The following is a 17,578-nucleotide window of genomic DNA, read 5'->3' as shown; positions in this document are numbered from 1 at the left end:
TCAGATCCCGTAATCGGGCAGGTCGAAGTCATCGCGCACTGCGCCGGCGAACAGGTGTGTCAGCATCCGCAGGTTCATCGCCCGCAGCGCGAGGTCGCGAAACCACAGACCGAAACGCGTTCGGGTGGCGAAGAATCCGAGCAGCCGTGTGGCGTTGGACTGTTTGGCCTCGATCAACGGGCGCAGTCGCGTTTCGTAGGTATCGAACGCGCGCCGGTGATCGCCACGGGCGCGGTGCAGCTCCCCGGCGAGCACATAGGCCTCGGTGATCGCCAGGCCGGTGCCCTCACCGCCGAGCAGCGAGATGCACCCGGCGGCGTCGCCGATCAACAACACTCGTCCCCGCGACCAATGGTTCATCCGAACCTGGCTGACCACGTCGAAGTACAGATCTCCCGGGTCGACGGCATCGAGGGCGGCCAGCAGCTGCGGGCACTCCCAGCCGGCATCGGCGAACCGGTTGTGCAACTGGACCTTCGGATCCGAAATCTCGGGTGACGCATCGCGGAACACGAACAGGGCTAAGGTGCGGTCGTCGCGCAGCGCCACGCGTGACACCTGCCGGTCGGGTACGGCGTACGTCACGTAAGCCAGTTCGTCACGGGGCCGGTAACCCTCGACGACGGCGGCGGCTACCTTGCAGCCGAGGTAGTGCTCGAAATCGGCGTCCGGACCGAACACCAATCGGCGCACGTTGGAATGCAGCCCGTCGGCGCCGATCACCAGGTCGAATTCGCGGGGCCCGGCGTGGCCGAAGGTAAGGCGCACACAGTTGTCGTCTTGGTCGACGGCGGTGATGCTGTCGCCGTAGATCATCTCGACCTGCTCGGCGATGGTGGCGTGAATGGTGGCGGCCAGATCGCCGCGTGGCAGGCTGGTGAAGTCGTCGCCGAGCAGGTGCCCAAAGACGTTGGCGTCCAACATGGCACGGGTACGGCCGTCGGCGCCGACGGAATCGATCTGGTAGCCCTTGTCCAGGATCTGCGCCTCTAGGCCCATCCGCTTCGCCACGGTGTAGCCGACGCCCCAGAAGTCGATCATGTAGCCGCCGGAGCGAAAGGCCGGCGCGCGCTCGATCACGGTCGGGTTATGGCCGGTGCGGTGCAGCCAGTACGCGAGCGCCGTCCCGGCCACTCCTGCACCGCTGATCGCGACCCGCATCGGCTCAGATCATTTCGTTCTCGGTCAGCCATCGCATCACCGGCCAGCCGATGAACACCGGCAGCCAGCAGGTCAGTACCCGATAGAGCAGCACTGACGGGACCGCGAGCGCAGCGGGCACACCGAACGCGGCCAGCCCACCGATCAGGGCGGCCTCCACGGCGCCCACTCCTCCGGGCGTCGGGGCCGCGGAGGCCAGGGTGCCGCCCACCATCGTCACCACCGTGACGGTGACGAATGACGTGTTGCCGCCAAAGGCCTCCACGCTGGCCCACAATGCCAGCGCCGCACCCAACGTGGTGCCGGCCGCGCCTAGCACGATCAACGCCAGCCGCTTGGGCTCGCGGGCCAGCTCCACCAGGTCTCCGGTGACTTCCTTGAGCCGTGGCCGCAGTGCCGTGGTCAACCACCGGCGCAGATTGGGCACCAGCAGCACAATGCCGGCCAAGCCGAGGGCCACACCGGCGATCAGGTACAGCATGGTGGCACCGGGCACGAAGTGGGACAGGTCAGTTGAGGCGCCCGCGGCGGTGGTGAAGATGACCAGCAGGATCACGTGCACGATCACCTGCACCGATTGCTGAAGTGCGACCGCGGCGGTCGCACGCAAGGTGCTCAGGCCGCCCTTCTGCAGGAATCGGGTGCTCAGGGCCAGTCCGCCGACCCCGGCCGGGGTGGTGGTGGCCGCAAAGGTGTTGGCCACCTGCATGATCGCCAGATTGCGAAAGCTGACCAAACCGTTGGCGCATGCCCACAGGGCACCCGCCGCGCCGACATAGGTCAGCGACGAGACGATCAGCCCGACCAGCGCCCACCACCAGTTCGCTTGCCGCAGTTGGGAGAAGAAGGTGGGCACCTGGCTGATGAAGGGGTAGGCCACATACACCAGGGCAACGAGCAGGACCAGCTGGATCAGCTGGCTGCGGGTGAACCGGGTGATGGTCTTGGTCTGGATCTGATCGGTGTTGGTCTGACGCTTGACCTCCTCGCGGGCCGCGGCGATCACGGTGCCCAAGTCGGGGACGGCATTGCGAAGCCGCGCGGGCACGGCGGATTTGGTGAGGCGTCGCGAGGCGGCCAACACCGCGGTGCGGCCGAAGTACTCGATCGCCGCCTCCACCGCTGCGGCCGCGTCGTACAGCGATGAGGTGGTCACCAGCAACTGGGCGATATCGGATTGCAGCTGGGTGTCGGTGGCACCGTATTCGGCGTTGCCGAAGCCGCCGAACAGCACCTGGCCGTCGTTGACGGTCATCTCCTTGCTGCGCAGGTCGCCGTGCGAGATCTGCTGATCGTGCAGGCGCCGCAGCGATTCCCAGGGCTGGGCCACCGGCGTGGTGGCGGTGCAGTTGGCGATCGGAGTGCCGCGGGGCGGGGTGTGGGCGTATAGCGTCCAGCCCCGGTCCAGGGAGGCGACCGCGACGGTGTTGGTGTTGGCGAACCCGGCATCGGCGATGGAGATCGCCATCAGTGCGCGATGCTCCACCGCGCGGTGCAGCGAGGCGTGCAGTGGCGCGGTCTCGGTGGTGCGTAGCCGGAATTTGCGCCAGAGCTGTCGCAGCGCACCCCCGCTGCGCTGGTTGGGTCCGTACAGCTCGATGATCGCCGGGTGGTCGCCGACGGTGGACAGCACCAGCGGGCCGGGCCCGGCCGGGCGGATGACGGCGAGTTCGGAGACGGTGTGACCGCGACGGGCCAGGGCGCGGACGGTACCGTCCAACGGCACCTCCAGCGCGGGGGTCCCGACGATCAGGATCACCAAGGCTCCGACGAACCATCCGACGGCCAGTCCGAGCAGCGAGCGGGCCGGCACGATCGCGCTGACCACCAGGTGGATTGGTACGAACGCCAGCAGCAGTGCCCACCACCAGCGTCGCCAGCGGGCCGGCAGCCAAGGGCCGGAGACGGTGAGCATCGCCGCGAGCATGGCGATCCACCGCGGGTCGTCGAGGAACTGCGCCAGTGTGGTGGCCAGCCGGTCGGAGAGGTCGAAATGCCAGTTCGGCGCGGCCATGCCGGTGCTGCGGATCGACAGGGACACCACGGCGAGCAGGCCCGCCACGGCATAGGCTCCGAGCAGCTTCCATTGCTGGGACACCACCAGGCCGATCAGAATCGCGAACGGCAGCACCAGGATCGCGATGCCGTAGGCGAGATAGACCAGGTTGGCGTGGACGGGGGAGAGTACCCCGACGATCTGGGACACCGAACGCTCGAGTGACACCCATTCGTAGCGGGTGACCAGCGAGCTGGTGATGACGGTCGCCAGGAAGAGTGCGGCCAGCACCAGACGCAGAATGTCGTTGGTGCGTCGGGTCAGCGGCTGCAGCAGGTTGCCGGTGACGGCGACGTCGCGCCCCTCAACTCGCATGATCTCTTTCGGTCCGTCTCATGCCGCATCGCGTGGCGGCTCGCCACAACTTAACCGGTGAGCTGCGGTATCACGATGGATTGTCGGCGACATGGGGCCGCGTCGGCCCGCGTGAGTCCCATGCGTCACATCCGTCACCGCCGGGGGCCGGCACGAGGTGCGCCCGGCTCGCAGCGACAACCATCCCGGAGCAGCCAACCCGCCGTTGCCGCGGATCAGAGCGGGTAGCTGACCCCGGTCATCTTCTCCGACTCCTCCCACAGCCGGCGCCACAGCCGCTGATCCTTCGACAGCTTGTTCGACGGGCACGGCCCCATCGCGCCGCGGGACTGGTTCAGCTTGGTGGGGCCCCAGTAGGTGTCCGGGTCCGCGTCGGGCACGGTCGCGGCAAACAGGGTCGACTCGGCGCCCCGCTCCGGCGGCTGGCCGACCAACGGCAGGCCGTACTTGGCGATCAATCCGACGATGGTCTTGTCGTTGTCGAACAGGTCGGTGGTCGACACCCCGGGGTGCACCGCGTAGGAGCGCAGCGGCGAGCCGGCCGCCACCAGCCGCCGCTGCAGCTCGCGGGCGAACATCAGGTTGGCCAGCTTGGATTGTGCGTAGGCGAGGTTGCGCTGGTAGGGACGGTGCTCATAGTTGAGGTCGTCGACCCAGAACTTCGGGGTCTGCTTGTGCGCGATGCTCGACACCGTGACCACCCGGTCGCTGATCCGGTCCAGCAGCAGGCCGGTCAGCGCGAAGTGGCCCAGGTGGTTGACCCCGAACTGAGTCTCGAAGCCGTCCACGGTGCGCCGCATCGGGATGTTCATGATGCCGGCATTGTTGACCAGCACGTCGAAACCGCCCTGCTGCGCGGCGAAATCGCGCACCGAGGCCAGGCTGCCCAGATCCAGCTCCGCCACCGTCACGTCGCCGTCGATTCCGTCGGCGATCTCCTGGGCCTTGGCGGTGTTGCGACAAGCCATCACCACCCTGGCGCCCTTGGCGGCCAGGGTGCGGGTGACGACCTCGCCCAGACCACCGTTGGCGCCGGTCACCACGAAGGTACGGCCGGACTGATCGGGAGTGTCCGCGATTGAAAAAGACATGCCGGTCACGCTACCTGCCGGTGGCGCTCACGCCGTAGCGCTGTTCGGTAGCCGGAGAGCTCATACGGTGTCCACCAGCGACAGGAAAATCAGTGCCCATGGCAAGCCGCCAGCCAAGAGTGCCAGACCGGACCCACCGACGGCCAGGCCCAGGCCGCGCCGGCGCGGTGACCTGGAACCCAAGTTCCCGGCGCCGATCAGCAGCGATGCGAAGGCCGTGATAGTGAACGTGGCGGCGAGCATGATGCGATATCCGGCATGGCTGTCTATCGGAAAATGACCCAGTAGCCAGCCGACGCCGAACGCTGCCGCGAACACGAACTGGACCACGATCGGCGCTGATCGGGTAGCGGTCCGCCAGACATCGTTGTCCTGTGCACGGATTCGTGCGCACAGTCGATTCAGCATGTCCGAGTCCTTTCAGTGCAGGTGCTGCAGCACTTGGTAGATCACGGTGGCAGGGATAACGGTGACGGCGATGGTCAGGGGAGTTGCGAGGTAGCCGATGAGGATGCCGCGCCCGACCTGGCCGGCCTCGTCGGGTAGTTCGCGCATGAACATTCCGGTCGGGACCACCACGACCGTTGCGATCACGAAGAAGAAGACGCTGGCGAACCACAACGGCAGCCAAGCCCACGTCGCGGTTTCGACGATCGTGATGGTCGCCAACGCGGCGAGGAAACCGCGCGGTCCATAGGGAGCTGCAGGGGTAGGTGTGGTCATGACGGCTCCTTCAACAGTGCTCAGCTGGCTGGTTGCGACGAGACGGACGGCGGCGCATAGACCGGCCCGAAATCACGGGCCGCCGCGTCGTCAAACGCGGCGAAGCGCGAACTGCCGACGCCGACCTCGTGGTGGATCGGCAGATTGGTGACCGGGCCCAACCAGGTATTTCCCGAGTGCGCCGGATCGATCAACACCGTGTGGGTGCCGCCGCTCGGCAGATCCTGGTAGACCTCCAGCGACGGGTAATTGGTACGTGTTCCGTCGATATAGACGCCGTCGTGTCCAGGGGTGAACACCAGGTCGCCGTTGACGCTGAGTCGATTGTCGCGCAGTGGTCCGTGCGTGTCCGTCGTGAAGCCGGGCACCAGCGGGTTGCCGGCGTCGTACTTGATGCGAACCGACCCGTCAGCGGCTTGCGAGACGCTGCCTTGAGGGACGCCGACTGCCACTCTTCCCGGGCCGCCACTGCCGTTAAGTTCAACCGACGGGTTCTGTCGCATCACCACGATGCCGTTCTCGTAGTCGATGTAGGTGGTGACCTTGCTGTTCTCGGGATCAAAGCGCGCATCGGGCCCGCGATCGTTGCCGAAGTCTCGAGAAAAGAGACCGCTCTTGACATCTCGTTGTGGTATCCACTGCGATGCGCGCACAACGCCTTGCCCCGGCACCGGATCGATCCGGGCCACCCGGATCTCGGATTGCGCCCCCTGGAACTTGGGGTCATAGGTGCAAGGATCCAAGGCTGCCGCGGTAGCCCAGTCGCAGGCTGATACCGGGTCGCGCCCGAAGGCCTCCCGGAACGCGTCGATCTGATTGAGCCGGCGTGTGTCATCGCTGGCTGGGCCTCGTTTGAAGGAGTGGTCGACGGCCTGGACGGTCGGCCGCTGCCGGTCCTCGACCGCGTACCCGCCGCCCAGAGTCCGCATCGTCTGCGCGCGGGCCTGGCTGTCGGCGACGGTGTCGGCGATCACCTGGTGAATGTCGCGGGTCTTGGCAGTCAGGAACCACTGGAACTGTCGGGCGCCGGCCGGGGTATCCAAGGCCAGAGCGCGGTGGTGGTCCAGCGCGGCCCGGATCTCGGCTTCGATGCTGTCGAGACGCCGGCGGCCCTGCACGGCCACCTGCGCGGCGCCGCGCACCGTCGTCAGAAAAGCCCGGTCGGTCTGCACAGACCTCTGCAGCCGCCGCGCCAGGACATTCTCGCGTGCTCGCGCGGCATCGGCGTGGGCGCCGAGTTCCTCGGGCATGCCGGCGACGCTAGTTCAGCGACAACGATCCCGGTATTCACCCGGGGCTGCGTCTCGGCGTCAGTCCTTGAAATACACCAGCTGATGCGTGCTGGCCACCAGCCGGCCCGCCCGCGACCACAGGTGCGCGCTCTGGTCGAAGTAGCCGCGCGAGAATCGGTTGGCGTGCGCGCTGGCCAGCAGGAAATCACTTCCGAGCGCCTCGATTTCGCCTTGGTCGGCATGAAAATAGGTGGTCAGGGAGATGGTGCCGGCGGGCAGGAAGCGGCCGCTGCGCAGAAAAACCCGAGGGAAGAACACGTCCGACAGACACGCCAACCCCGCGAAGTCCAGCGGCCGGTCCTCGGCGTCGCGCACCCACAACGTGGTGGTCGACGATGCGCTGGGCTCTGCCGCCTTGAGCGGCACCGGGCCGTCGGTGAAGCGCATGTCGTAGCGCTTGGCCCAGACAATGGCGTCGACGAACTTGCCGGGGGCGACGTCCTCGGGAGCCGGTGCGCTCGGCCGGTGACTTTCGTCGTCGGCCCAGGTGTCGCGGTGCAGGCCGAACAGCGCGGTGGCGGCGGTCTTGACTTCGTCACCCTGGCGCAGCTCAAGCACCCAGTGCTGATTGCTGCGGTTGGTGCGCGCGGCGCGCACGCTGATGTCGAACTCACCCTCGGCGATCGGTGCGGCGTAGTTGACGGTCAGCGCCAGCGGGTCGCCGATGCGCTCGGGGTGCGATTCGACGGCACGCAGTAGGACAGCCGCGGTGATCCCGCCGAACGGCCCGACCATGTTGGCCCACTCGGGACGGGTAGCGCCGCGGAACGTTCCGGGGTCGACGGCCTCGAGTTGCATGGCCAGGTCGAAGGGGTGTGGGGTCACGGAAGTCCTTACCGGTGATCGGAGCAGTCCCGGTCACGCTATCGCGGTGACCACCCAGGTGCGGCCCGGGAACTGCACCACGCCGTCGACCCGCTGCCGGCGCAGCTCCTCGCGCAGCTCCTCAACGACACCGGCCCAGCCGTCGGCACCCAGCCTGGCCTCCAGTTCGGCGCGAGCCTGCTGCCCGGTGCGGTTGGCCAGGATCAACGCCAGCCGTTCCTCGACGCCGTCGCTACCGCCGATCCCGAAGTTGCAGACGCCGTCGAACGCGTCGACGGCGATGTCGCTCCAGCCGGCTTCGGTCAGGATCGCTCGCACCCGCTCGGGATTGCCGAAGGCCAGCGGGCCAGGAGCCGTGGGATCCAGCGCAGCGGGAGGTGACTCCAGTTTGGCGGCCAGGATGTCGACGCCCGCGGCGAACATCGGATTGTCGCCTTCGCGCCAGCACACGAACGCCAGCCGGGAGTCCGGGGCCGCCGCTCGGCGGATGTTGGTGAACGCAGCCACCGGATCGTCGAAGAACATCACCCCGAACCGGGAGATGACCCGGTCGAACGATGCCCCGCCCGCCGCCGCACGCAAATCCATGGTCTGTGCGTCACCGAGGGACACGGTGGCCTCGGGAACCCGTCGACGCGCCGCCTGCGCCATCGGCTCGGAGATGTCCACGCCGAACGGTATGGCGTTCAGGGCCGCGGCGCGCTGCAGCAATGTTCCGGAGCCACAGCCGATGTCGAGCACCCGCTCGCCCGCGGCGATGTCGGCGGCGCGCATGACTGCGTCGGCGAACGGTGCCAGTACTGCCTCGAAGATCACCGCGTTGTCCACCCACTCGATGCCCTGGGCCGCCCAGGCCTGCTGCTGTTCCTCGTTCGCCATTCATTCAGCGTAGGGAGCGGCGCCGGCGGGAAGGATTAGGGGAGGCGCCCGCCTTGCAGCGACAACCGACGTTATGTCAGATCCGCGACCGGGATTGTCGCTCAAAGCCGGGCATCACCCCACATGGTCCCGCCGCGTCGGGCGCGACCCAGCCCGAGGCTTGTGGATCGCGCTTCGCCCATGATGTTGTTCACGGTGACCACCGCTGCGAAGGAACCTGCCACATGCCCGATGTCCCGCTGCGTGACGACCTGCTAGAACTGTTGCGCCGCCGCGCACTCACCGAGGACGCGGCTCGGCCGCACGCGGTACAACGCCGCCACGACGCCGGCGGCCGCACCGCAAGGGAGAACATCGCCGATCTGGTCGACCCCGGGACCTTTGTGGAGTACGGGCGGTTCGCGATCGCGGCCCAACGTGCCCGCCGTGACAAGGACGACTTGATCGCCAATACCCCCGGCGACGGCCTGCTGGGCGGGACCGCCACGATCAACGGCGCACTGTTCGGACCCGAGCGCGGCGCCTGCGCCGTGTTGTCCTACGACTACACCGTGTTGGCGGGCACGCAGGGCGCGATCGGCCACTTCAAGAAGGACCGTCTGTTCGAGCTCATCGAACGGATGCGACTGCCGACCGTCTTCTTTGCGGAGGGTGGCGGTGGACGGCCCGGCGACACCGACTATCCGACGGTGTCGTCACTCGACGTACCGGCATTCGCCTTGTGGGCCAAGCTGTCCGGACTGGTGCCGCGCATCGCGGTGGTCAAGGGCCGCTGCTTTGCCGGCAACGCCGTCATCGCCGGCACCTCGGATCTGATCATCGCCACGGTCGACACCTCCATCGGCATGGCGGGCCCAGCGATGATCGCCGGCGGTGGTCTGGGGCACGTCGCTCCCGACGACGTCGGGCCGATCTCGGTGCAGGCGCCCAACGGCGTCGTCGACGTGGTGGTGGCCGACGAAGCCGAGGCTGTCACGGTGACCAAACAAGTCCTCGGCTACTTCCAGGGAGTCACCGCACCTGGCGAGGTAGCAGACCAAAACGGCTTGCGCGCCATGATTCCCGAGCGGGCGCGGCGTGCGTATCCGCTCAAACCCATCATCGAGACGTTGGCGGACACCGGCACGGTGACCTTCCTACGGGAGAAGTTCGCGCCCGAGATGGTCACCGCACTGGCTCGTATCGACGGCCGCCCCGTCGGGATCATCGGCAACAACACCATGGTGATGGCCGGGGCGATCACCGCCGGTGCCTCGGACAAGGCAGCCCGGTTCCTGCAGCTCTGCGACGCGTTCGGGCTGCCCATCGTTTCGCTGGTCGACTGTCCCGGCTACATGGTGGGCCCGGCGGCCGAGGCAGAAGGGTTGGTCCGCAAAGCCTCTCGACTGTTGGTCGCCGGGGCGGCGCTGCGGGTGCCGCTGATCGGGGTGATCCTGCGCCGCGGCTATGGGCTGGGCGCGCAAGCCATGCTCGGCGGCAGCCTGCACCAGCCGGTGCTGACCGTCGCCTGGCCGGGCGCGCACCTGGGGCCGATGGGCCTGGAAGGCGCGGTGCGATTGGGGCTGCGCAAGGAACTAGAAGCCATCGCCGATGACGACGAGCGCGAAGAACGCGTCCGCCAAGCCACCGCTGCCGCCGAGGAACACGCCAAAGCACTCAACGCCGCAACGCTTTTCGAGATCGACGACGTCATTGACCCCGCCGAGACGCGCGGGGTGATCGCGGCGATGCTGGCCGCGTCGACCGGATACCGACAGGATGTGCAACCCCGGCGGTTCGTCGATACGTTCTGAAAGCCGACTCGATCAGAGCAACCGGCCGAGCACCACGAAGCCCGCCACCGCGAACAGCACGGCGTTCACGGCCACGCTCTTGGGCTCCCGCAGTCGGGAGTGCGCCCACGCCGCCCCGACCATGACGACGCACAAACCCGCGGCGGCCACCGGTGTCAGCACCTGCCCGATCCCCGTGAGCCCGGGCGCGACCAGTCCGAGGGCCGCCAGCAGCTCCATCGCCGCGGTGAAACGCACCACCGGCATGGGAAACATCGCCACCCCGGTTTGGCCCGTGTCCAACAGACGCTCGCGCGTCATGGTGAGTTTGGCGCCACCGGAGGCGGCGAATACCGCGGCCAAGGCCAATTGGGCAGTCCACAGTGCGATGTTCATGGTGTCGGTCCTTCCGGTTCTGGGTGTTCATCTACTAGGACGGAAGGCGGCTGGCGAATGTGACGGTTCGCTGGTGTCACACTCGCCCGCGCGGAATCGTCTACATGACATGAGCAGGTACCAGACCATTCGCTATGACCGCAGCGAACACGTCGGAACCTTGGCGTTGTCGCGACCCGAGAAGCGCAACGCGATCAACCCGGCAATGCGCGCGGAGTTGGACCACCTCGGCAGGCAATTGCTGGCCGACGAGACCCTTCGCTGTTTGATCGTGGCCAGCGACGGCCCGTCCTTCTCGGCAGGCATCGACCTGGTCGAAGACATGGCCGGCACGTTGACCGCGTTCGCGCAGCGATCTGTCGATGACGAGACTATGGAGCTCGGCCTTCGCGTGGCCGGGGCCTTCGAGTGGATTCCCCAGCTCGGCTGTCCCAGTGTCGCAGCGGTCCGCGGTCACGCCTACGGGGCGGGCCTGCAACTGGCGCTGGCTTGCGACTTCCGTATCTTCACCCAGGACGCCCGAGTCGGGCTGACCGAAACCCGCTACGGCCTTTTGCCTGACATGGGTGCGACGTTTCGACTCCCGCGGCTCATCGGGGAGGGGCGAGCACGAGAACTGATCCTGTTCGGCGAGGTGATCGACGCGGCGGAGGCGCTGCGCATCGGACTGGCCAATCGCGTGGTCGGCGACGATGAGCTCGATTCCGCGGCCCATGAATTCGCTGAACGACTCGCGAGTCAACCGCAGATCGCCGTTCGTGGGGCACGACGCGCCATCGATGCGGGCCGAACTGCCGACGATGCCGCCGGCCTACGAGCCGCGGTCACCGAACAGGCCCGCTGTCTGGCGTCCGACGAGTTTCGCCACGCCATCCCGAACCGGACAAGATGATTCTATGTGGCCGAAAGTATTGAGCCGCAACGGATCGCACTGGCCGTGACGGCATCGCTTCTCGCGCTACCGGCTGGCGTTCGAGCTCACCGACGCGCTCGTCCAGATCACGCCGCCGAGCGCAGATCCCGATCGCCACTGGCAGGTTGCGGATGCGGCCGATTCCGCAGCGGCGCCCACCCGACGTAGGTCAGGTACAACCCGACCAGTGCGAACAGCACGTAGGCGGCACGCGTCCAACCCTCGGCGCGCATCGCGATGTTTGCAGCCGACATTCCGCCATCGGGAAACACCGTCAACGCGAATCCCTTCAGCGCGGTGATCCAGCCCGTCACTGAGATGCAGACAGCCGCTGCACCACGCCAATACGGGTGTAGCGAGCATTGTGGGACCGCCGCTAGCACCGCCAGCATCGCCAGGGCTGCGTCAGCGGCCGGTGGTGGTGTCCAGCGTCAGCTCCCAGGCCGACAGCCACGGCGTGATGGTCTGGGCGATCGAGAAGGGGTGCGGGTCTTCGCACTTGGGCTCGGAGTAGGTGCCGTCGGAAACTGCGATGTAGATGCCGACCGCCTCGGCGGCGCCGTCGTCGCGCAATCGGTACACCGGGCCGCCGGAGTCGCCGCAGGTACCGCCGGCTTCAAACCGGACCTTGTTCGCCTCACTGGCCACCACGGGGCCGCACAGCGGTCCGCCACTGCGGATTCCGTAGTGACACAGCACATCACCGACCGACACATACTCGGCGACCCCGACCACCGGATGCCCGTCGATGACCGAGGTCAAGGGGATCTTGCCCGGATCGTCAAGGGTGATCAGCCCAATGTCGTAGTCATCCCAGTTGCTGCCGTCGCTGACGGTCTCGGTGAATGTGCCGATGGTGCGATAGGCGAAGGCGCCGCCGTGGCGGATCTCCACCTGCCCGGGGCCGCCGCCAGGATTGCAGTGCCCGGCCACCAGCAGCCCGGGGCGCCCGTCGCGGGTGTGCACCAGGAATCCGGTGGTGCAGGTGATAGCGGCCGCGTCGCCGCCGGGGGAGACGTTGATGCCGATGCCGGGCCCGATCTCGCGCGCCATCGGGACCGGGATCAGTGGGTGCGCCGGGTGGGTGCGGTTCACCTGGTATAGGCCGATGAAGATCGCGGCGACGACGACGGCGGTCCCGATCCGCCATGCCACCATCTTCAGCGTGTCCCAGCGGCGCCGTTCCGTCACCGGTGTAACGGTAGCCGCCCATCTATTGGTCGCTGACACACCTCGGTGACGTCCGCCTGGGCGTACGCTCGGTGTGGCAGCCAGGTATTGGAACCGATCCGGTGTCAGCGGCGACGACTGCCCAGCACTACCACCACTCGGACCGGCATCTCGCGGGCGATCCACCCACGGTGATATCGCCACCGCTATCCGAATCGAACATCACCCAACCCAACTTCGCCGGTGCGCAAGGGGTGGCTGTGACATCGGCCTGAATGACGACCTATCCGCACGTAGTCTGGATAGATGGCGTCCCCGAGCCTGACCGCAGACTTTGCCCGCGAGTTCCCCGAACTTGCCCAGCCCTGGCAGGCCGTCACCCCGCCGGAGCCGAAGCTGCTGGTGCTCAACGAGAACCTGGCCGCCGAACTGGGTTTGGACCCGGACTGGCTGAAAAGTCCTGCCGGCCTGAAGCTGTTGACCGGTACCAAGGTTCCCGACGGAGCCACCCCGGTGGCCCAGGCCTATGCCGGACACCAGTTCGGCAACTACGTGCCACTGCTCGGCGACGGCCGCGCCCTGCTGCTCGGCGAACTCGACGGCGACCACCGACACGACATCCACCTCAAGGGCTCCGGCCCGACTCCGTTCGCCCGCGGCGGCGACGGTTTGGCCGTCGTCGGCCCGATGCTGCGCGAATACGTCATCAGCGAAGCCATGCACGCGCTGGGGATCCCCACTACCCGCTCGCTCGCTGTCGTGGCCACCGGGGACCAGGTGCAACGCGAGGCGCCGGTGCCCGGGGCGGTCCTGGCCCGCATCGCCGCCAGCCATCTGCGGGTCGGCAGCTTCCAACTCGTCGCCCAGCAGGCCCGCGCCACCGGTGACCTGGGATTGTTGCGCCGGTTGGCCGACTACTCGATCGCCCGGCATTACCCCGATGCCGCACAGGCCGAAAACCCTTACCTCGCACTGTTTCAAGCGGTCGTGGAAGCCCAGGCGTCCCTGATTGCCCGCTGGATGTTGGTCGGATTCGTGCACGGTGTGATGAACACCGACAACATGACCATCTCCGGGGAGACCATCGACTACGGGCCGTGCGCTTTCATGGAGGCCTATGACCCGGCGACGGTGTTCAGCTCCATCGACCATGCCGGGCGCTACGCCTACGGCAACCAGCCCCTGGTCGCCCAGTGGAACCTGGCCCGGTTCGCCGAGACCATCCTGCCGCTGTTCGCCGCCACCGAGGAGCTGGCGCTGTCGGTGGCGGTGGAAACCCTCGAAGGGTTCATGCCGCGCTATCACGGCCTCTGGTCGGCGGGGATGCTGGCGAAGTTCGGCCTGACCGGCAGCGTGGAAGCTGCCGCGCTGATCGACCAGGCGTTGGCGCTCATGACCGACAACCACGTCGACTACACCTCGTTCTTCCGGCAACTGGCGGCGGCCGGACGGGGTGACCCCGACGCACTTCCGGCGGTGTTCGCCGACTGGCTGGGACGCTGGCGGACTATGCGGCCCGACGCCGCCGCGATGGACCGGGTCAACCCGCTCTACCTACCGCGCAACCACCTGGTGGAGCAGGCACTAACCGCTGCGATGCGCGGCGACCTGACGCCGGTGGAGAAGCTGCTGGATGTGATCGCCGAACCCTATCGGCAGCGCGATGGCTTGGCGGCCTACGCCGAGCCGGCACCGCCGGAATTCGGCGTCTACCGGACGTTCTGCGGAACCTGACCTGTCAGACCCCGCTTGTAGCGTGCATGGACGATGACCGGCTGTTCGGCAAGGCATTTGAGGGACTGCGCGAGTTCGTGTCGGTCGCGAGCTGAGTACTAAGGTACCATCTTAATGGTAGAAAGGTACCAATCATGGCGCTGAACATCAAAGATCCGGCGGTTCATGAGGCGGTCAAAGAAATCGCCAGGATCACCGGCGAATCTCAAGCGCAAGTGGTCGCCGCCGCGGTGCTGGATCGGCTGGCCCACGTGCAGACGGACGCCGCGGCCGCGCGGCTACTGGCCATTGGAAGGCGTACTGCCGCTCGGATGAGCCCGGAGACCAAGCGACTGGACCACGGCACACTGCTCTACGACGAGCGCGGCATGCCGGCATGATCGTCGACACCTCGGCGATCATCGCGATCCTTCGGGATGAGGAAGACGCGCCCCGCTACGCGAGAGCCATCGCTGGGGCGCGATCGCGCCGGCTGTCCGCTGCGGCTTACCTCGAATGCGGGATTGTCTTGGACTCCCAGCGCGATCCGATCATTAGCAGAGCATTGGATGAACTCCTCGACGACGCCGGCTTTGTGATTGAGCCGGTGACCGAAGGACAAGCCAGGATCGCCAGACAGGCCTACGCGGATTTCGGCAAGGGCAGCGGCCACCCCGCGGGGTTGAACTTTGGTGACTGCCTCTCCTATGCCCTGGCGGCAGACCTTCGTGAACCGCTGCTGTGGAAAGGCGACGACTTCGGACACACCGGAATACGTTCGTCCTGTGACGAATAGGCTGCCGCCACGGCGCTCACTCCGTCGTCGATAACGCGGCCTGATGGGTTCCACCAGCAGCGCGATGCGCGCCATGATGCGACGGCACGTGTGGAGTCCGAAGTCCCGGCGGCGCGGCATGACGGCCTGTTGAACCGCCGTTCTCACTGATCTCGAAGCGCCGCGCAAATCGCGCCAGCGGGCGAGGCGCCCACCAGTTCCAACTGCCCATCAGGTGCATGAACGCCGGTACCAACACCATTCGGATCAGCGTGGCGTCCGCCAGCACTGCCAAGGTCAGACCGAGGCCGAGCATGCGCATGAACGACACCTGGGCGGCGATCAACGCCGCGAACGAGATCGACATGATCAGTGCCGCGGCGGTGATCACCCGAGCGGTGTGCGCCAGGCCCTGTGAGACGCTCTCGTCGTTGTCGGCTCGGGTGCGTCCCGAGGCCAGCCAGTACTCCCGGATCCGGGACACCAGGAACACCTCGTAGTCCATCGACAGCCCGAACGAGATGCAGAACAGCAGCACCGGCACGTTGGCGACCAACATCCCGGTGGGTGTCGTGCCCAGCGCTCCCAGGTGCCCGTCCTGGAATATCCAGACCAGCGCCCCGAACGCGGCGCACAACGACAACACGTTGAGGATCAGCGCCTTGATCGGCAACACCAGGCTGCCGGTCAGCAGGAACAGCAGCCCGAAGGTGATGGCAGCGATCAGCCCCAGCACTTGCGGCAGCCGGTCGGTGATCGCGTTAACACTGTCTCGGTTGATCTGTGCCAGCCCACCCATCTGCACCGGCCGTTGGCCCGGTGCCGGTACTTGATGCAGCAGGTCGAGCTGGGTTTCGGAACGCTGGGAAAACAGCGGGGCGGTGCTGGCCACGGTCAGCAACACGGTGTTGTCCTTGATCCCGGTGGCTGCGGACGGATCGCCCACCCGGCCGCCGCCGACGAAAGTACCGGTCGGCGCCGACACCGAGGACACCTCCGGCACCCGGGACAGCTCCGCGGCATAACGATCCAGCTCCTCGGGCGCGATGCCGTCCGCGTCACGAACCACGATCGGTACTGCCCGGTCAGAATCGTCGGCAAACTGCTCGCGCAGCGCGTCGCCGACCTGATGCGCCGAGGCCGTTCGCGGGAGCACCCGGTCATCGGGGTAGCCCCACTTCACCCCAAGGAACGGCACCCCGACCGCCACCAGCAGGGTAACCACCGCCAGACCGATCGGGACGGCGTGGCGGGCAACGAATCTCGTTGACCGGTACCAGAATCCCTCTTCGATCGGTTTTGCGACGGGCTCGGGCCGCCGCAGCAGCCGCCGAATCGGCCCTCGCAGGTTCAGCGCGTCGAGCCGGGGCCCCAGCAGGGCGATCGCTGCCGGCGTCACCACGATCGCGGCGATCGCCACGAACGTCACCGTCGCCACCCCGGCGTAGGCGAACGATTTGAGGAAGTACATCGGGAACAAGACCATCGCCGACATCGACAGCGCAACCGTGATCGCCGAGAACAGCACGGTGCGACCGGCGGTGGTCATCGTTGCGATCAGTGCTCGATCGGGAGCGACGCCGTCGGCCAGTTCGTCGCGGTAGCGGTTGATGATCAACAGGGTGTAGTCGATCGCCAGTGCCAAACCCATGGCGGTGGTGAGGTTCATCGCGAAGATCGACACGTCGGTGCCCAGGGTGATCAGTCGCAGTACCGCCATCGAGCCGACGATCGCGAGTCCGCCGAGCGCGACCGGCAATGCCGCCGCCAACAGACCGCCGAAAACCCAGACCAGCACCGCGAAGCTCAGCGGGATCGCGATCGACTCCATCAACAGCAGGTCATGTTGATTCTGGTGATTGATCTGCGCATAGACCATCGCACCGCCCCCGGCGCGAACGCTGACCCCGTTCCGATCGTGGGCCACCTGGTCGGCCAGGGTACGGGCGTACTTCTGCGCGTCGTTCTCGCCGCCGCGCAGGTTGGCCACGATCAGACCGGCGGAGCCGTCGGTGCTGGTCAATCGGGCAGCGGCCGACGGCGGATCCGTCCACGGCGAGGCGACGTTGAAGACGTGCGGCGAGCGCTGCAGGACTCCGGCGATCTCGGTGCCGACCGTCCGGGCCCGCTCGCTGTCGGCTCCGTCGGGCGAACTCACCAGAATCAGCAGCTGCTGGTCACTTTGGCCGAACTTGTCGGTCAGCAACTGGGTGGCCTGCGCGGACTCCGAACCGGGGTCCTGAAAGCCCCCCGCGGACAGGCTGTCGGCCACGGGGATCCCGAACACCGCAGCGGCGATCATCACCAGCCCGGCCAGGACTAGTACGCGGCGGGGGGCGGCGAGGGCCAGCAGGGCGATCCGGTGCAGCACGTAGTGACCTTCCGCCGAAATGGTCCACCGGAGATGCCGACGGCACCCCTACCGACAAGATACGTAGTGGATGCCCCTGCCGTTCAATATTCGCCGGCTGTGCCGCACCGTTGAACCACGGCCGCG

General features: G+C 67.1%; 17 protein-coding genes. 5 read left to right on the top strand and 12 right to left on the bottom strand.

The window, feature by feature from the left end:
• The 8 genes from NM962_05220 to NM962_05185 form a co-directional block, all read right to left on the bottom strand.
• On the bottom strand, nucleotides 1–1,161 hold the full coding sequence (locus NM962_05220; protein UVO13516.1) for an FAD-binding domain: 1,161 nt from the start codon (nucleotides 1,159–1,161) through the stop codon (nucleotides 1–3).
• 4 nt (nucleotides 1,162–1,165) lie between these two features.
• A complete protein-coding gene (locus NM962_05215) occupies nucleotides 1,166–3,532 on the bottom strand; it encodes a flippase-like domain-containing protein (GenBank protein ID UVO13515.1) in 2,367 nt (788 codons plus the stop codon).
• Nucleotides 3,533–3,747: 215 nt separating this feature from the next.
• Complete coding sequence (locus tag NM962_05210; GenBank protein UVO13514.1) at nucleotides 3,748–4,623, bottom strand: oxidoreductase; 876 nt, start codon at nucleotides 4,621–4,623, stop codon at nucleotides 3,748–3,750.
• A 60-nt stretch (nucleotides 4,624–4,683) separates the two neighbouring features.
• Complete coding sequence (locus NM962_05205; protein UVO13513.1) at nucleotides 4,684–5,031, bottom strand: hypothetical protein; 348 nt, start codon at nucleotides 5,029–5,031, stop codon at nucleotides 4,684–4,686.
• Between the two features lie 12 nt (nucleotides 5,032–5,043).
• Nucleotides 5,044–5,346, bottom strand: coding sequence for a hypothetical protein (locus NM962_05200; GenBank protein UVO13512.1), 303 nt, complete (start codon nucleotides 5,344–5,346; stop codon nucleotides 5,044–5,046).
• A gap of 20 nt (nucleotides 5,347–5,366) precedes the next feature.
• Complete coding sequence (locus tag NM962_05195; protein ID UVO13511.1) at nucleotides 5,367–6,596, bottom strand: DUF4226 domain-containing protein; 1,230 nt, start codon at nucleotides 6,594–6,596, stop codon at nucleotides 5,367–5,369.
• A gap of 60 nt (nucleotides 6,597–6,656) precedes the next feature.
• Nucleotides 6,657–7,436 carry a thioesterase family protein gene (locus NM962_05190; protein UVO14556.1) on the bottom strand — a complete coding sequence of 260 codons (780 nt, stop codon included), beginning with the start codon at nucleotides 7,434–7,436 and terminating at the stop codon, nucleotides 6,657–6,659.
• Nucleotides 7,437–7,496: 60 nt separating this feature from the next.
• Complete coding sequence (locus tag NM962_05185; protein ID UVO13510.1) at nucleotides 7,497–8,342, bottom strand: class I SAM-dependent methyltransferase; 846 nt, start codon at nucleotides 8,340–8,342, stop codon at nucleotides 7,497–7,499.
• A 224-nt stretch (nucleotides 8,343–8,566) separates the two neighbouring features.
• Between NM962_05185 and NM962_05180 the strand changes: the two genes are divergently transcribed.
• Nucleotides 8,567–10,135, top strand: coding sequence for a biotin carboxylase (locus tag NM962_05180; protein ID UVO13509.1), 1,569 nt, complete (start codon nucleotides 8,567–8,569; stop codon nucleotides 10,133–10,135).
• A 12-nt stretch (nucleotides 10,136–10,147) separates the two neighbouring features.
• On the opposite strand, the gene NM962_05175 is transcribed toward NM962_05180, so the two are convergent.
• A complete protein-coding gene (locus NM962_05175) occupies nucleotides 10,148–10,510 on the bottom strand; it encodes a DoxX family protein (protein UVO13508.1) in 363 nt (120 codons plus the stop codon).
• Between the two features lie 109 nt (nucleotides 10,511–10,619).
• Between NM962_05175 and NM962_05170 the strand changes: the two genes are divergently transcribed.
• Entirely contained in the window at nucleotides 10,620–11,402 is a 783-nt protein-coding gene (locus NM962_05170; protein UVO13507.1) for an enoyl-CoA hydratase/isomerase family protein, read from the top strand.
• Between the two features lie 107 nt (nucleotides 11,403–11,509).
• On the opposite strand, the gene NM962_05165 is transcribed toward NM962_05170, so the two are convergent.
• A complete protein-coding gene (locus NM962_05165) occupies nucleotides 11,510–11,737 on the bottom strand; it encodes a hypothetical protein (protein ID UVO13506.1) in 228 nt (75 codons plus the stop codon).
• A 91-nt stretch (nucleotides 11,738–11,828) separates the two neighbouring features.
• Entirely contained in the window at nucleotides 11,829–12,614 is a 786-nt protein-coding gene (locus NM962_05160; GenBank protein ID UVO13505.1) for a S1 family peptidase, read from the bottom strand.
• Nucleotides 12,615–12,899: 285 nt separating this feature from the next.
• Here NM962_05160 and NM962_05155 point away from each other — a divergent pair, with 285 nt between their 5' ends.
• The 3 genes from NM962_05155 to NM962_05145 all read left to right on the top strand — a co-directional run bounded on the left by NM962_05155 (nucleotide 12,900) and on the right by NM962_05145 (nucleotide 15,102).
• The gene (locus NM962_05155) at nucleotides 12,900–14,327 is read left to right on the top strand and encodes a YdiU family protein (GenBank protein ID UVO13504.1); all 1,428 of its coding nucleotides are present in this window, start codon (nucleotides 12,900–12,902) and stop codon (nucleotides 14,325–14,327) included.
• A 134-nt stretch (nucleotides 14,328–14,461) separates the two neighbouring features.
• Nucleotides 14,462–14,707 (top strand): type II toxin-antitoxin system VapB family antitoxin, encoded by a 246-nt coding sequence (locus NM962_05150; protein ID UVO13503.1) that lies wholly within the window; start codon nucleotides 14,462–14,464, stop codon nucleotides 14,705–14,707.
• On the top strand, nucleotides 14,704–15,102 hold the full coding sequence (locus NM962_05145) for a type II toxin-antitoxin system VapC family toxin (GenBank protein UVO13502.1): 399 nt from the start codon (nucleotides 14,704–14,706) through the stop codon (nucleotides 15,100–15,102). Before NM962_05150 ends, NM962_05145 begins: the two co-directional genes overlap by 4 nt.
• Nucleotides 15,103–15,118: 16 nt before the next feature.
• Here the strand turns inward: NM962_05145 and NM962_05140 are convergent, their stop codons facing one another.
• Entirely contained in the window at nucleotides 15,119–17,452 is a 2,334-nt protein-coding gene (locus NM962_05140; protein UVO13501.1) for an MMPL family transporter, read from the bottom strand.
• Nucleotides 17,453–17,578: the final 126 nt, after the last annotated feature.

The organism is Mycobacterium sp. SVM_VP21 (genome assembly GCA_024758765.1).
GTDB classification, from domain to species: Bacteria; Actinomycetota; Actinomycetes; order Mycobacteriales; family Mycobacteriaceae; genus Mycobacterium; species Mycobacterium heraklionense_C.
Note: the sequence above shows the minus strand (reverse complement) of the source record. Positions and strands in the feature narration are given on the sequence as shown.

What these genes read in the sequence shown, in the direction of transcription:
- NM962_05220 (UVO13516.1), bottom strand. Translation starts at nt 1,161, where the DNA reads ATGCGGGTCGCGATCAGCGGTGCAGGAGTGGCCGGGACGGCGCTCGCG.
- NM962_05215 (UVO13515.1), bottom strand. Translation starts at nt 3,532, where the DNA reads ATGCGAGTTGAGGGGCGCGACGTCGCCGTCACCGGCAACCTGCTGCAG.
- NM962_05210 (UVO13514.1), bottom strand. Translation starts at nt 4,623, where the DNA reads ATGTCTTTTTCAATCGCGGACACTCCCGATCAGTCCGGCCGTACCTTC.
- NM962_05205 (UVO13513.1), bottom strand. Translation starts at nt 5,031, where the DNA reads ATGCTGAATCGACTGTGCGCACGAATCCGTGCACAGGACAACGATGTC.
- NM962_05200 (UVO13512.1), bottom strand. Translation starts at nt 5,346, where the DNA reads ATGACCACACCTACCCCTGCAGCTCCCTATGGACCGCGCGGTTTCCTC.
- NM962_05195 (UVO13511.1), bottom strand. Translation starts at nt 6,596, where the DNA reads ATGCCCGAGGAACTCGGCGCCCACGCCGATGCCGCGCGAGCACGCGAG.
- NM962_05190 (UVO14556.1), bottom strand. Translation starts at nt 7,436, where the DNA reads ATGCAACTCGAGGCCGTCGACCCCGGAACGTTCCGCGGCGCTACCCGT.
- NM962_05185 (UVO13510.1), bottom strand. Translation starts at nt 8,342, where the DNA reads ATGGCGAACGAGGAACAGCAGCAGGCCTGGGCGGCCCAGGGCATCGAG.
- NM962_05180 (UVO13509.1), top strand. Translation starts at nt 8,567, where the DNA reads ATGCCCGATGTCCCGCTGCGTGACGACCTGCTAGAACTGTTGCGCCGC.
- NM962_05175 (UVO13508.1), bottom strand. Translation starts at nt 10,510, where the DNA reads ATGAACATCGCACTGTGGACTGCCCAATTGGCCTTGGCCGCGGTATTC.
- NM962_05170 (UVO13507.1), top strand. Translation starts at nt 10,620, where the DNA reads ATGAGCAGGTACCAGACCATTCGCTATGACCGCAGCGAACACGTCGGA.
- NM962_05155 (UVO13504.1), top strand. Translation starts at nt 12,900, where the DNA reads ATGGCGTCCCCGAGCCTGACCGCAGACTTTGCCCGCGAGTTCCCCGAA.
- NM962_05150 (UVO13503.1), top strand. Translation starts at nt 14,462, where the DNA reads ATGGCGCTGAACATCAAAGATCCGGCGGTTCATGAGGCGGTCAAAGAA.
- NM962_05145 (UVO13502.1), top strand. Translation starts at nt 14,704, where the DNA reads ATGATCGTCGACACCTCGGCGATCATCGCGATCCTTCGGGATGAGGAA.